The sequence below is a fragment of the Pseudoalteromonas thalassia genome (assembly GCF_049257215.1).
Lineage (GTDB): Bacteria > Pseudomonadota > Gammaproteobacteria > Enterobacterales > Alteromonadaceae > Pseudoalteromonas > Pseudoalteromonas lipolytica_C.
Genome location: NZ_JBMMUE010000008.1, coordinates 68,874 through 83,324, shown reverse-complemented (window position 1 = coordinate 83,324; position 14,451 = coordinate 68,874). Strand labels below are relative to the sequence as shown.

Sequence of the window (14,451 nt, the reverse complement as noted above, 5' to 3'; positions counted from 1 at the left end):
CTGGAAAAATCCCCGCCGAAGTATCGCGGGGCTTTTTGTATTAAAGGTAAACAATGACAACAACACAACCAACAAGAAAACGATTGGCATCGCTGGATGCATTGCGCGGCATGGATATGTTTTGGATATTAGGTGGACAGTCACTATTTGCAGCGCTATTCGTTTTAACTGGCTGGACTGGCTGGAAAGTTTTTGAAGCGCACACAGTGCATAGTGTTTGGCATGGCTTCACATTTTACGATCTGATTTTCCCATTATTTATATTCTTATCAGGTGTGGCGATGGGGCTAGCCCCAAAACGCATTGACCATTTACCGTTTGATGAGCGCAAAGTGTATTACCGCAAGGCGGGTAAGCGTCTTTTGCTATTGTGCTTATTAGGTATTTTGTATAACCACGGCTGGGGCACAGGGATGCCAATGGCGTTGGATGAAATTCGTTATGTCAGTGTGCTTGGACGTATCGCTATTGCATGGTTTTTCTGTGCAATGTTGGTTTGGCACACTAGTTTGCGAACACAAATTATTACTGCAGGCGCTATTTTAGTGGCTTATTGGTTACTGCTTTGTTTTGTGCCAGTGCCTGGTGGCAGTGCTGGCGACCTTTCGGCTGCAGGCAGTTGGAATGCATGGTTTGATGCGCACTTACTACCGGGTATTAGTTATCAAAACCGTGTGGTGGACCCTGAAGGTGTATTGTCGAATATACCAGCGATTGTTAATGCATTGATGGGCGTGTTTGCAGGGCAATTAGTTGCTCGTGCTCAGCAAATTGGCGAGTGGAAAATGACCGCATTACTGTTCGCCGCAGGGGCGGTAAGTGTAAGTTTAGGTTGGTTATGGGATTTACAGTTCCCAGTCAATAAAGAACTTTGGACCAGCTCATTTGTGCTTGTAACCGTTGGCTGGAGTGCCATATTGCTCGCCGTATTTTATGCACTGGTGGATATTCTGCCAGGGCAACGCGCCGCGTATCCCTTTGTGATCATAGGTGCAAACTCAATTATTATTTATTTAGCGTCAAGTCTAGTGAATTGGGGTTATGTAAGCCAAAGCGTATTTGGTGGGGTGGTTCGAGCTGTGCCAGAGGCATGGCAACCTCTGATGGCGGTGATAGCGTTATTAGCAGTACAAATGCTGGTATTGCATTGGATGTATCGCCGTAAGATCTTTGTTAGTGTTTGATAATTATTAAACACCAACAAAAAGAGTAATTTTTTATTCACTTTTACTTTACAAAGGTAAGGCTAAAAGTGATAATGACAGCGTTGTCATAATGGTTTTAACTACTGTAATGTATCCTGGCAGTGGTTAGTCTAAAACCCAACTCGATTGCACGTGGGTTGGGTTTTAGAGCCATTTTTTTCAATTTAAATAATTTAGAGCTAATCGATATGCAAATAGTAATTCTTGATGATGCAGCCCAAGTTGCAGCGTATGGTGCTAACATCTTTGCTAAACAACTATTAAAAAAACCTGCATCAGTACTAGGCCTTGCAACTGGTTCAACGCCGGTTGCTTTATATCAAGAGCTGATTGCTAAAAATAAAGCTGGCGAGATTTCGTTTAGCCAAGCGACAACATTTAATTTAGATGAGTATTTAGGTTTAACTGGCGAACATCCACAAAGTTACCGCTACTTTATGAATGAACAGCTATTTAACCATGTAGATATTGACAAACAGAACACTCATGTACCGCCGGGTGATGCAGTAAATCCGCTTGTTGCTTGCACTGAATATGAACAAAAAATCACAGCAGCTGGTGGTGTTGATATACAGCTACTTGGTATTGGCCGTAATGGTCATATCGGCTTTAACGAACCATCTTCAGGTTTGACATCACGCACCCGAGTTAAAACACTGACAAAAGCGACGATTGAAGACAATGCGCGATTTTTTGCAGAAGGCGAATATCAACCGCATTTATCAATCACTATGGGTATTGGTACTATTTTAGAAGCCAAAAAAGTAGTGCTTTTAGCAACCGGTGCAAGTAAAGCTGATGCCGTTCACGCCATGGTAGAAGGCCCGTTAATGGCCAAATGCCCAGCTTCGGCTCTGCAACTTCATAAAGATGCTGTGATCATCATTGATAAAGCTGCCGCAAGTAAACTAGAAGATTTAGAGTTTTATCAGCATATTGAAGCTGAGAACCAAAAACTACAAGCGCACCTCGCGACCTTGTAAAATTGTGAGAGAGAATAAAAAAGCCCTGTTTGGGCTTTTTTTATACGTGTAATAAATTGGGTTTATCATCAGCTTATGGTAGTTTTAGCGAGTAAACTATTTTCAAGGAACGCCATGCTGAATTACTCTCAAATGCCATTGGATCGTGCATCAAATCGCCGTAAAGATCCTAAGTGGTTAAAGGCTCAAATGAATTCTCAGAGTCGCTGGTTATTGGTCAATAACAATCAAAGTTTATTTGTTAAAGACAGTCCTGAAGTGTGTTATTTACGCTTATCTCAAGTCGATCACCTCGATTTATCAAAAGGCATTTTATTGGGGTTAGACGACGATAATGTGGCTCACTTTGCTTTAGATGTCAGCCATGAACCAGACTCACTCATTGAGCCTATGCTCAATGGCGCTGAGTTTGTTGATATTCGCAAGTTAGGCCCACAAGTTGAGCTTAAACAAGGGTCTATTGCAGCACTGGCAAGGGGCTTATGTTTTTGGCACGCAACACACCGTTTTTGTGGGCGTTGTGGTCATGAAAATAATATGGTTGAAGCAGGGCATTCGCGTTTATGTGAAAACCAAACTTGCCAGCATCAAACTTTTCCGCGTACCGATCCTGCCGTGATTATGATCGTGACTAAAACCTTTTCAGACGGAGTTGAGCGCTGCTTGCTAGGCCGTCAAGCAAGCTGGCCAGAAGGCGTTTTTTCAACACTTGCGGGCTTTGTTGACCCAGGTGAAACACTAGAGCAAGCCGTGGCTCGCGAAGTTATGGAAGAAGCTGGTGTTGCGGTGACAGATATTCAATATATCGCTTCACAGCCTTGGCCTTTTCCGTCATCAATTATGTTTGGCTTTATGGCCACAGCGGTTTCTGAAGATATTCAGGTAGATAAAGACGAGTTAGATGACGCAAGATGGTTTAGCCGCGCTGAACTTAATGAATTCGGCCAATGGCATGAACAGGGTAGTCATCTTAAACTAACCCGACAAGATTCTATTTCTCGATTTTTGGTTGAGCACTGGCGCAACCTGTAAAGTACAGCTTGGATAAATTATGACAAAGACAAATAAAAATACCCAAATCGTCTCTGCAGGGCGTAAAAAAGCGTACACACAAGGGGTTGTGAACCCTGTGGTACAACGTGCATCAACTGTGGTATTCGATTCAGTGGCTGATTTAAAAGCTGCGGCGAAGAAGCGTGGCGACAAAACGTTATTCTATGGCCGTCGTGGTACGACGACACATTTTGCTTTGCAAGAAGCGATTGCTGAACTAGAAGGCGGTGAAGGCTGTGCGCTTTACCCATCAGGTGCGGCCGCAATAAGCAATGCGCTGTTATCGTTTGTGAAAACGGGCGATCATATTTTAATGGTGGATACTGCCTACGAACCTACCCGGGATTTTTGTGACAAAATACTGGCTGGATTAGGGATTGAAACAACCTATTACCCGCCGGGAATTGGCGCAGGTATTAGTGAGCTTATTAAAGAGAACACGCGCGTATTGTTTTTAGAATCACCGGGCTCAATCACCATGGAAGTGCAAGATGTGCCTGCAATGGTTGCTAAGGCAAATGAGCGCGGTGTTATGACTATGTTAGATAACACCTGGGGTAATGGCCTGCATTTTAGACCGCTTGAGCATGGTGTTGATATTAGTATTCAAGCTGCTACAAAATATATTGTTGGTCATTCAGATGTGATGATGGGTGTGGCGGTCGCCAATAAAAAGTATTGGCCAACCCTTCGAGAAAATTCATACCTACTTGGTCAATGTACTTCTGCGGATGATGCCTATTTAGCGCTACGTGGTCTACGTACTATGGCTGTGCGTTTAAAACAGCATGAACAAGCAGCCATTGAAGTGGCTAAATGGCTTGAAACACACCCATTGGTTGATCATATTCGCCATCCGGCCTTTGCAACGTGTCCGGGTCATGAGTTCTTTAAACGAGACTTTGATGGTAGTAATGGCTTATTTTCATTTGTAATGAAGCAAGGTAATCAACAAGCGATTGATGCGTTTTTAGATAGCCTGCACCATTTTAAAATGGGCTTTTCTTGGGGCGGTTATGAGAGCTTAGTCACGGCAAACCTGAGCATGAAAGGGCTTCGCTCAGAAACGGGTTGGTCGCAAGGTCCAGTGATAAGACTTCACATTGGCCTTGAAGATGTAGCAGATTTACTAGCCGACCTTGATCAAGCACTGGCTGTGTACGAAAGCCACCTTTAGGTAAAAGGTTTATACTTTGTTACATAAGACCCGCTTGTCGGGTCTTTTTTTTCTGGTAATTCAAGCTGTTTCAACTTAGTGTAATTCTAATAATAAAATTCATTAAGGATTATGAGTGACGCAGTTACATCCTAAACGTCTTGCACAAATTGCCCAATTTGAGCTGGTACGACTATTTTTGACCAAACGTGGTTTGCTGGCGGTTGCCGCTTTTGCCATTTGTTGGCTACTTATTTTACGCTATCCCATTGCCCAATCTGTGACCTTGATTAGCTCACCTGATTTTGCTGACTTTGCAAGGCAAGCCTTTGGCGCCATTGGCATCAGTAAATTACTTGATTGGCCTGAATCTGAACTAGCTGTTTATTGGCTGATTGCTTTATTTAGTTTCCCAAGCTTTTGTTTGTTTTTATGCAGCGACCAAACTGTGGGCGACAGACAACGGGGTACGTTACGCTTTTTATCACTTAGAGCCACTCGCTCAGAAATTATCATAGGTCGCTTTTTAGGGCAGCTACTCATTTTGGCGGCACTGTTATTTGTTACCTTGATGGCAACCGTTGCAATGCTTGGCTATCGTGAGCCCAGTTTGCTGCTTTCAGGCTTAACGCGAAGCTTTATGTTGTTATTTTATTTGCTTGTTGCGGTTATGCCATTTATTGCTTTGATGAGCTTTTTGAATACCTTTGCGCGTTCATCGCGTCTTGCATTTGTGTTGGCCATTTTGTTCTTTGCCGGCGGTAATATTGTGATTGGCTTACTAACATGGCAATGGCCTGCATTTGAGGTTTTAAATTACATATTTCCGGGCTATCAACTTGATTTAATGGCTGGTCAACGTGCCGGCATCACACTTGCTCTTGGTTTACCACTTCTACAAACGGCAGTGTTATTAATTGCTGGTGAACGAATTTTTGCGAGGAGCTCATTATGACCTTTTTAATTCAAGCACAAGGCTTGTCAAAAAACTACGGGGTTAAACGAGCGCTCGATAACGTCAGCTTTGAAATAAATAAAGGGGCACCAGTGGCGCTGGTTGGTCCAAATGGTGCGGGTAAAACAACCTTATTCAGCTTGTTATGTGGCTATATTTTACCAAGTTCAGGAAAGCTATCGGTAATGGGGCATAACCCAGGTAGTGCGACGTTATTTGGTAAATTAACTGCGTTACCACAAGATGCCCAGCTTGATCCCCGTTTTAGTATTGCGCATCAACTTAACTTTTATGGTCAATTACAAGGGCTCAGTGGCGCGGTTCGTAAAAAAGAAACGGCTCGGGTTTTAGAGCTAGTTGGTTTGTCAGAAGTGGCTAAGCAGCGACCGGATGACCTTTCTCATGGTATGCGTAAGCGAGTGACTATTGCACAAGCTTTAATTGGTTCACCTGAAATAGTGATGCTTGATGAAGCAACAGCGGGTCTTGACCCAATCCATGCCCGTGAGGTTCGAGAGCTGGTAAGCTCTTTAAGTAACGAGGCAACATTTATTTTAAGCTCCCATGACTTAACTGAGCTTGAGCGTTTATGCTCACAAGTTTTACACCTAGATAAAGGGGTATTAAGTGAGCATCAAGCCCGTTCTAGCACACAAGATAACAAACACTTTATTACGCTACAGTTGAATCAACAATATGATGATGTAGAAGCAAAGCTTGCAGGCCTTGCCCATGTACATCATGTTTATATGAGCCAAGCAAAAGAATATGTGATCGAGTTTGAGAAAACAGCTGAGCCTTTTGATATCAATCTTCTACACTTTTGTTATCAACAAGGTTGGCAGTATCGTCAACTGGTGAATGGTCACACACTCGAAAACCAAATTTTTCATAAGGAGAGCTAGTTATGGGTCTATTAAGTGGATTAATGGGTAACGCAAGTGAAGTCGATAATGATGATTTAGAAGAGCTGCTTGCCAATACTCTGATTGATGGTGAAACAGTTCAAAAAGCCTATAAAGTCATTCGTGATATGTTTATCTTTACCAATAAGAGATTAATTATTATTGATAAACAAGGTGTTACTGGTTCTAAAGTTGAAATGTTGAGCATTGCTTACTCAAAAATTACTAAGTTTAGTAAAGAAAGTGCCGGGCATTTTGACTTAGATGCTGAACTGAAAATTTGGGTTGGTTCAGATCCAACGCCAATCAGTAAAGACTTTAAAACAGGAGATAACATTAATGAGGTTTACAGAATTATTAGTGAATTCTCTTTATAAGGTACTGAAATTATAGACTTTAAATTATAAGTTGGCTTTGAATAGAATTATTCGGCCAACTTTTTCTTTACATTTACCGACACTTTATTACAATTAATCAAGTAAAAACAAACGCTTAGTTAAGTTTCCGTTCAGTTTTCTCACGTTAGCATGTGCCCAACTTAGCCATCAGGCTAGTTTTCAACAGCAATGAAACAATGTTAATAGGGAAATCTGTTTATGAAAAAGTTAGCAGTTATTATTTCGAGTATGCTTCTGTCAACTGCCGCGACTGCTGCGGATAGTTACCAATCAATCAGCCATTTAGGATACATGGACACCGATGGCAACGACACAGTAAGTGTTGATTCAACATATTACTTCGCGCCAAAGAAAACGATGGGTCCATACGACCAGTTTGAATACATCAACAAAACAACCAATGTATTTGGTTCTTACTCTGATGACGACTTTGGTGATGTAACTAACATCGGTGGTGAGTACTTCGTACAAGATTTTGTAATCGGTGCGGGTTACAGCAACTACGATTACGGTTCAGACACTGATTTATTCAATGTGTCTGCAGGTTACTTCTTTAATCCTAACCTTCTTTTTAAAGCGACATTTATCGATGTAGAAGACGGTGACAACACTGTAATGTTCGACCTTAAATACAATCATCAGCTTAACAGCACTGATTACTTAGGTTTCACATTCACAGCTGACGATGAGTTTGATTACCGTGCTGTAAATGCAAAATACTTCATGGATCTTCAACAAGGTAACTACTTAACAATTGAAGGTACTATTGCTGATACAGATGATAGCGGTAGCTCTTGGGAACTAGGTTCTAACTACTACTTCTCTAAAGCAACATCAGTATTTGTAACGTTTAACAAAGAAGATGACTACAGCTTTGGTGCACAGCACTTCTTTAACAAAAACGTTGGCTTAAAAGCAGGTTATGCAAACAACTGGGATGACTCAGATTACGATGCATACTTCGCAAACGTAAGCTTACAGTTTTAATCATTAATTTGATGACATAAAAAAGCCCGCATTATGCGGGCTTTTTCGTTTTTATTATTACCAACCACACTGGCGGCCTTTATTTTGCTCATCAAGGTATTTTTGTAACGGTGCAAAGTAATCTAAGATTGCTGTTGCATCCATTTCTTCTTTACCAGTGATAGTGGCAAGGGCTTCTTGCCATGGGCGGCTTGAGCCCATTTCTAACATTGCATTTAGTTTTTCACCCGCCTCAGCAGAGTTGTAAACTGAACAGCGGTGAATCGCTTCTTTATTACCGGCAATTTCACATAAACTTCTGTGGAAGTCGAATTGTAAAATGTGCGCTAAGAAATAACGTGTGTAAGGCGTGTTACCCGGTACGTGATACTTAGCACCTGGATCGAAGTCTGCTTCGCTACGTGCGATAGGCGCTTGTACACCTTGATATTTTTCGCGTAACTCCCACCACGCTTTGTTGTAGTTCTCTGGCGTTACTTCACCTGAGAAAACTTTCCAGCGCCATTGGTCTACTAATAAACCAAACGGGATAAACGCTACTTTGTCTAATGCCATTTTCATTAATAGGCCGATATCTTTAGATTCATCAGGCACTTCGTCTAATAAACCAATTTCTTTTAAATAACCTGGTGTCACAGAAAGAGCAATGGTGTCACCAATCGCTTCGTGGAAACCATCGTTCGCACTTTCTTGATAATAAATAGGTTGCGTGTTGTACGCGCGTTGGTAGAAATTATGACCTAACTCATGGTGAATAACAGAGAACTCTTCACCTGTACGTTGAATACACATTTTAATACGTAGGTCGTCTTTACTATCTATGTTCCATGCTGATGCATGACACTGTACGTCACGATCTTGTGGTTTAGTGAATAATGAGCGCTCATAGAAGGTATCTGGCAATGGTGCAAAACCCATTGATGTAAAGAACTTCTCGGCACCACGTACCATTTTAAGTTCGTCGTAATCGTGTTCAGCTAATAGTTCTGTAACGTCATAACCAGGATCTGCATTCTCTGGTGCAACAACATCGTAAATGTTACCCCAAGTTTGTGCCCACATATTACCTAGCAGGTGTGCTGGGATAGGTTGGTCTTGAGGTACTTTATCTTCGCCATATTTTTCACCTAACTTGGCACGAACATGACAATGTAATGAATCATAAAGCGGTTTAACTTGACCCCAAATACGGTCAAGTTCTTTTGCAAAATCATCGGCTGGCATGTCGTATTTACTACGCCACATAGCGCCTGTATCTGCATAACCTAGCTCTTTTGCACCTTCATTGGTCAGTGCAACTTGTTGCTCATAAAGTGGGCGCATAGGTTTTGAAACTTGACGCCAACCTTGCCATAAATCAAGCAATTCATTGTAATCACGACTCGTTGCCATTTTAGCTGTCATTTCGCCAAGGCTTAAACAGCTACCATCTTCTTTACAGTATTTACCTTTGCCATAAATGCCTCCTAACTCAGCCACTAATTGTGAGAGCTTTGCTGTTTTTTCAGCATCTTGTGGTGCAGGTAAAGTGAGCGCTAGTTTAAGTTTCTCTAGTTTACGACGTGCATCATAATCAAGCTCTAAACTATCGAATTTTGCAGCTTCATTTGCTAGGCGGACTACGGCTTCGGTCATTTTGCGATTTACTTCAGCAGATAATTCAGCTGTATCGTGAGTGATGAAGTTGGCATAAATCCATTCAGCGCGACTTGATTCTAAATATAGTGCGCTTAATTCTTTTTCAGTATCGGCGATAAATTTATCAGCATCTTGTGCTGTTACTTGGCTTGATTTGACTTCAGCAGTTGTTGTTTTAGTGCTCGTAGCGTCGTCATTACAGCCAGTAAGCGCTAATGCACTTGCGACCATTAATGCGCTGATGCTCAGCTTATATGGAGTCTTCATTTTTATTCCCTAGAAGTTTGTTGTTTTTTATTGCTTTAGCATAATAGCAGTGTCTTACTAAACCACAAACAGTGCGTACTAAAACAACTGAAGTTACCGCTGCTTACGTTGTATTTATGGCACGATCAGTCATACTTGAGAAAACTGACTTAAATAAAAGGATTGCACAATGACGACCGTAATTATTTTGCTATTGGTTGCTGTAATTGTGATTTTTGCAGTGAAAGACATTCGCATTAATCTTGTTACGCGGCCCACGTTTAGTATGTTTAAAAAAGTGTTGCCACCTTTATCTCAAACAGAACGCGAAGCGATGGAAGCGGGCGATGTGTGGTGGGATGGTGAGTTATTTAGCGGTAACCCCGATTGGCAAAAATTACACGGTTTTCCCAAGCCTGAATTAAGTGACAAAGAGCGCGCATTTATGAGTGAGCAAGTCGAAACCTTGCTAGCCATGCTTGATGATTATCAAATCGTGCAAAAAGATAAAGACCTACCAAAAGAAGTCTGGGATTACTTAAAAAAAGAAGGCTTTTTTGCTCTAATTATTCCAGAAGAGTTTGGAGGGAAAGAGTTTTCAGCAATCGCTAACTCAACGATTGTAGCAAAAATTGCCACCAAAAGTTTAACTGCAGCAGTTACGGTAATGGTGCCAAATAGTTTAGGCCCCGGTGAGCTGCTTTTACATTACGGTACTAAAGAGCAACAAGAGCGTTGGTTACCAAGCTTAGCTAAAGGTGATGATGTGCCTTGTTTTGCTTTAACAGGCCCTGAGGCCGGATCGGATGCGGGCAGTATTCCTGATACTGGTGTGGTTTGTAAGGGCATGCATAACGGTGAAGAAGTGATTGGCTTAAAACTTAACTGGTCAAAACGCTATATCACCCTTGCACCCATTGCTACAGTACTTGGTCTTGCATTTAAAATGTACGACCCCGATGGCTTATTAGGTGATAAAAAAGAGCTCGGTATTACTTGTGCGCTCATCCCTACAGACCATGAAGGTGTGCAAACTGGCGAGCGTCATTATCCGCTGAACATGGCATTTATGAATGGTACCACCTACGGTAAAGATGTATTTATACCACTTGATTGGATTATTGGTGGTGAAAAGGGGGCTGGTAGAGGTTGGCGTATGCTAGTTGAATGTTTAAGTGCAGGCCGCGGTATTTCGTTACCGGCACTTAGCACCGCAACAGGTCATTTAGCGTCAAGAATGACATCGGCTTATGCAACAGTGCGTCAGCAGTTTGGTGTTTCGATTGGTCAATTTGAAGGTGTGCAAGAGGCACTCGCACGTATTGGTGGCTTGACCTACATGCTAGAATCAGCAAGGTTAATGACTGCTGGAGCGATTGATTTAAAACTGAGCCCTTCGGTTGTTACTGCTATAGCTAAATATCATATGACTGAAATGGGGCGTACGGTAATGAATGATGCCATGGATATTCATTCAGGCAAGGGTATTCAAGTGGGCCCTAATAACTATTTAGCCCATGGTTATATGGGGATCCCCGTGTCAATTACCGTTGAAGGTGCAAACATTTTAACTCGTAACTTGATGATATTTGGTCAAGGTGCGACTCGCTGTCATCCGTTTGTTTTAAAAGAAATGGAAGCAGCCGCAATGGAAGATCATGATGTTGCATTGAAAGAATTTGACTCGTTACTGCTTCAGCACATTCTATTTGCTGCAAGCAATGCAGGCATGGCATTTGTTCATGCTTTAACTCGCAGTTATTTTGCAAAAGCGCCGGTGTGTGGGGCAACCTCGGTGTATTACAAACAATTAAGCCGTATGAGTCGTGGCTTAGCGTTTTGTACAGATTTCGCCATGCTAGTGTTAGGGGGCGAGTTAAAACGTAAAGAGATGATCTCGGCGCGTCTAGGCGACGTGCTTAGCCATTTGTATCTTGCATCATGTGTTATGAAGCGCTACGAAGACGAAGGGCGTCAACAAGCAGATTTACCTTTTGTAAAATACGCGGTTGAGCATTCGCTATTTTGTATTGGTCAAGCATTCGATGGTTTCTTTAAGAACTTCTCTAACCCTGTGGTCAATTTCTTATTAAAACGCATTGTGTTCCCTGTGGGAAATCATTATCACCGTCCTAGTGATGACATTGCTCAGACTATTTGTGAGCATATGAGTAAACCAGGCGTCTTTAGAGACAGACTCACACACCTTTGTTATGTTGATGAAAATGCAGGCACCGGGGTAATGGAAAATGCGTTTATCGCGATGATTGATACCCATGAAGATTTTAAACAATTACGCAAATGGCAAAAAGAAGGCACGATTGGTCGTCACTTAGAATTGGAAGATGCGATAGCTGCTGCTGCAGATAAAAACCTCATAAATGAAACTGTAGCTACACGAATGAATGAGGCGAACTCGCTTCGCAAGCAGGCAATAGCAGTAGATAACTTTGCGCCTGGGGAGTTGTAGTATAGTAGATATCAATGAAAGCCTTGCTAGTGTAAGGCTTTCATTTTCATACTCTTAGTGAAGACCATTACGTATAATGTTTTCTGCTTCACTGATCGGCATAGGACGGGCCTTGAGAAAACCTTGGCCAAACTTACACTGAGTTTGTTTTAAAATAGCAAGTTGCTGATTCGTTTCAATACCCTCGGCTACAACATCTAATTGCAGAGATTGTGCTAAGGATAAAATCGCATCTACTAATGGGTTTTGTCCTTTACTTAAGTGATCAATGAAGCTTTTATCTATTTTTAAAATGTGGATTGGTAGTTGATGCAAATACCCAAGTGCAGAATAACCAGTGCCAAAGTCATCTAGACATAATTTAACTTCTAGCGGCGATAATCCCTCAATAATTTTAGTCGCAAGCTCTAAATTTCCAATCAAGCCAGACTCTGTGATCTCAATGCAAAGCGAGCCTAAAGGTAATTGATGCTTTGCGTATAATGCGTGTATTTGCGAAACAAAGTCTAAACTTGCAAAGTGTCGTGAGGAAACATTAACAGTGACTCTACCAAATGATAGGCCTTGTTTTGTCCAATTGGCTATTTGTTGCGCAGCTAAATCTAGAAGATGTAAATCTAGATTGATTATTTGACCAGTATCTTCTGCAACAGGAATAAAGTCGGCAGGAGAGACAAAACCTTTGGTTGGATGATGCCAGCGAACAAGTGCCTCAAAACCAACAACCTGTGTATCTTGAATTGTGAATATGGGCTGGTAATAAAGCTCAAACTCATTATGCTCAATGCCATGTTGTAAGTCATTTTCAATGTCGGCATGATTTTTTAACTTTTTGCGCATGGTATTGTTAAATAACTTAACTTGCCCACGGCCTGACGACTTGGCTTCATACATAGCTGCATCGGCATGTTGCAAAAGTTTATAAGCCTTATCATTTGTGCTTTCACAGAATGCTACGCCAATACTGGTTGATGCTTGTAATAAATGACCATCAATATTCAGTGGTTTTGCTAAAGCTGCCTTAATACGCTCAAGAGCATCTTGAACTTGTTGTTTATCGGTAATGTTTTCCATGAAAATGGCAAATTCATCTCCACCTAATCTAGCAAATGTATCTGTATTTCGGATCGTACCTTGTATGAGCTCGCAGATTTTTACTAAAAAATGATCTCCCACTTCATGGCCGAGTGAGTCATTGATGCTCTTAAAACGATCAAAATCTAAATAGAGTAGAGCATGGTGTGTGCCTTTATTTGCGCGTGCTAAGCGCAAAATACCATGTTTTATTCGTTCGATGAGGAGCGATCTATTTGCCAGTCCGGTAAGTTCGTCATGTAATGCACGATGTTCTAGCTCCTGACGTGATAACTGCCTGTCGATTGCCATACTGATTTGGCGGCTGACATAAGTAAGTAAAGCACGGTCATGTTCATTATAGTGGTAGTGTTTACTGTAACTTTGAACTGCAATGACTCCACTTATTCGATCATTTACTTTAAATGGCACACCAAGCCAAGACTCTGCTTGTCGACCAACCATTTTAAAATGACCCGCATCAATATGTTGTTGAAACGCCTCTTTATTAAACAACAGTGATTTATCGATTTTTAAAAGGTAGTAAGAGGCCGTATCTTTTAAGAGTTCTTTAGAAATTTTAGTATGTGCATTAGAACGGACACCTTCTTCGATAATATAAACTAAATCTAAAACATCACTTTGTTTATCATATAGCCCAATGAAAAAGTTATCTGCTCTGAGTAACGAGGTGATAATGCTATGTAAAGACTCAAAAAAGCTATCGAGTTCACTTGACTGATAAGTAAGGTTGGCGATTTGCAACATGCAATTTTCCAACTTTTGAGCATCGTTCAATTGTTTTACTGTTTGCTGAAGGTTTTCTACAGTTCTGACTTGATTTAACTTTGCACTGAGTAAATGTGCGACTGTAGATAAAATTTCTAAATGGGCGTCATTAAAATAGTTTTCTTGCGGGTGCTCGCAATCAATAACACCTAATACCTTTTCTTTATATACTAAAGGAACACAGAGTTCAGAAAGTGCAGGGCGGGCATCGGCAATATAGCGTTCGTCTTTTGTTACATCACCAATCATTAACGGTTTACCGGTTGAAGCAACATACCCTGTAATACCTTGCTCAAAACTAATTTCGGTGCGCACAATATGGTATGTATCGTCTGCGAGAGTGGTTCCCATAGACGCAACTTCTCTTAATGTACGAGACTCATCATCGACTAAAAATATGACACATTCTATAAATCCAAGCCTGCTTACTACTTGCGAAGTTACATACTCTAATAATTCTTCAACAGTATCTAATTGCATTAGCGATGAAGAGAATTGATTAATAATATGGAGTTGGTCAGTTTTGACCTCAAGTGCAAACGCTGTATCTAAATTCTTAGACATAGAAGGAAAAGTAACCCAAATGTTTTAT

General features: G+C 41.3%; 11 protein-coding genes. 9 read left to right on the top strand and 2 right to left on the bottom strand.

From position 1 onward, the window contains the following. Nucleotides 1-53: 53 nt before the first annotated feature. From nagX to AAEU31_RS11080, 8 genes are all read left to right on the top strand, one after another. Nucleotides 54-1,184: a transmembrane glucosamine N-acetyltransferase NagX gene (gene nagX / locus AAEU31_RS11115; RefSeq protein ID WP_421967236.1), complete on the top strand. Its 1,131-nt coding sequence runs from the start codon at nt 54-56 to the stop codon at nt 1,182-1,184. 209 nt (nt 1,185-1,393) lie between these two features. Next, nucleotides 1,394-2,188: a glucosamine-6-phosphate deaminase gene (gene nagB, locus AAEU31_RS11110; protein ID WP_138558935.1), complete on the top strand. Its 795-nt coding sequence runs from the start codon at nt 1,394-1,396 to the stop codon at nt 2,186-2,188. Between the two features lie 114 nt (nt 2,189-2,302). After that, nucleotides 2,303-3,220 (top strand): NAD(+) diphosphatase, encoded by a 918-nt coding sequence (gene nudC, locus AAEU31_RS11105; RefSeq protein WP_135924201.1) that lies wholly within the window; start codon nt 2,303-2,305, stop codon nt 3,218-3,220. Nucleotides 3,221-3,239: 19 nt separating this feature from the next. Next, a complete protein-coding gene (locus AAEU31_RS11100) occupies nt 3,240-4,418 on the top strand; it encodes a cystathionine beta-lyase (RefSeq protein ID WP_135924202.1) in 1,179 nt (392 codons plus the stop codon). Nucleotides 4,419-4,533: 115 nt separating this feature from the next. Then, nucleotides 4,534-5,352 (top strand): ABC transporter permease, encoded by an 819-nt coding sequence (locus AAEU31_RS11095; protein WP_421967235.1) that lies wholly within the window; start codon nt 4,534-4,536, stop codon nt 5,350-5,352. Continuing rightward, nucleotides 5,349-6,257 carry an ABC transporter ATP-binding protein gene (locus tag AAEU31_RS11090; protein ID WP_421967234.1) on the top strand — a complete coding sequence of 303 codons (909 nt, stop codon included), beginning with the start codon at nt 5,349-5,351 and terminating at the stop codon, nt 6,255-6,257. Before AAEU31_RS11095 ends, AAEU31_RS11090 begins: the two co-directional genes overlap by 4 nt. 2 nt (nt 6,258-6,259) lie before the next feature. Continuing rightward, complete coding sequence (locus AAEU31_RS11085) at nt 6,260-6,634, top strand: PH domain-containing protein (protein ID WP_421967233.1); 375 nt, start codon at nt 6,260-6,262, stop codon at nt 6,632-6,634. Between the two features lie 219 nt (nt 6,635-6,853). Then, nucleotides 6,854-7,642 carry a putative porin gene (locus tag AAEU31_RS11080; protein WP_421967232.1) on the top strand — a complete coding sequence of 263 codons (789 nt, stop codon included), beginning with the start codon at nt 6,854-6,856 and terminating at the stop codon, nt 7,640-7,642. A 57-nt stretch (nt 7,643-7,699) separates the two neighbouring features. Here the strand turns inward: AAEU31_RS11080 and AAEU31_RS11075 are convergent, their stop codons facing one another. Further along, nucleotides 7,700-9,547: a M2 family metallopeptidase gene (locus AAEU31_RS11075; protein ID WP_421967231.1), complete on the bottom strand. Its 1,848-nt coding sequence runs from the start codon at nt 9,545-9,547 to the stop codon at nt 7,700-7,702. Between the two features lie 169 nt (nt 9,548-9,716). Between AAEU31_RS11075 and AAEU31_RS11070 the strand changes: the two genes are divergently transcribed. Next, nucleotides 9,717-11,996, top strand: a complete 2,280-nt coding sequence (locus AAEU31_RS11070; RefSeq protein WP_421967230.1) for an acyl-CoA dehydrogenase — start codon at nt 9,717-9,719, stop codon at nt 11,994-11,996. Nucleotides 11,997-12,050: 54 nt separating this feature from the next. On the opposite strand, the gene AAEU31_RS11065 is transcribed toward AAEU31_RS11070, so the two are convergent. Beyond that, nucleotides 12,051-14,423, bottom strand: a complete 2,373-nt coding sequence (locus AAEU31_RS11065; protein WP_421967229.1) for a bifunctional diguanylate cyclase/phosphodiesterase — start codon at nt 14,421-14,423, stop codon at nt 12,051-12,053. Nucleotides 14,424-14,451: the final 28 nt, after the last annotated feature.

Bases quoted from the DNA above. Each gene is read 5' to 3' on its own strand.
- AAEU31_RS11085 (WP_421967233.1), top strand. From the start codon at position 6,260: ATGGGTCTATTAAGTGGATTAATGGGTAACGCAAGTGAAGTCGATAAT.
- AAEU31_RS11065 (WP_421967229.1), bottom strand. From the start codon at position 14,423: ATGTCTAAGAATTTAGATACAGCGTTTGCACTTGAGGTCAAAACTGAC.
- nagX (WP_421967236.1), top strand. From the start codon at position 54: ATGACAACAACACAACCAACAAGAAAACGATTGGCATCGCTGGATGCA.
- AAEU31_RS11080 (WP_421967232.1), top strand. From the start codon at position 6,854: ATGAAAAAGTTAGCAGTTATTATTTCGAGTATGCTTCTGTCAACTGCC.
- AAEU31_RS11070 (WP_421967230.1), top strand. From the start codon at position 9,717: ATGACGACCGTAATTATTTTGCTATTGGTTGCTGTAATTGTGATTTTT.
- AAEU31_RS11100 (WP_135924202.1), top strand. From the start codon at position 3,240: ATGACAAAGACAAATAAAAATACCCAAATCGTCTCTGCAGGGCGTAAA.
- nudC (WP_135924201.1), top strand. From the start codon at position 2,303: ATGCTGAATTACTCTCAAATGCCATTGGATCGTGCATCAAATCGCCGT.
- AAEU31_RS11075 (WP_421967231.1), bottom strand. From the start codon at position 9,547: ATGAAGACTCCATATAAGCTGAGCATCAGCGCATTAATGGTCGCAAGT.
- AAEU31_RS11090 (WP_421967234.1), top strand. From the start codon at position 5,349: ATGACCTTTTTAATTCAAGCACAAGGCTTGTCAAAAAACTACGGGGTT.
- nagB (WP_138558935.1), top strand. From the start codon at position 1,394: ATGCAAATAGTAATTCTTGATGATGCAGCCCAAGTTGCAGCGTATGGT.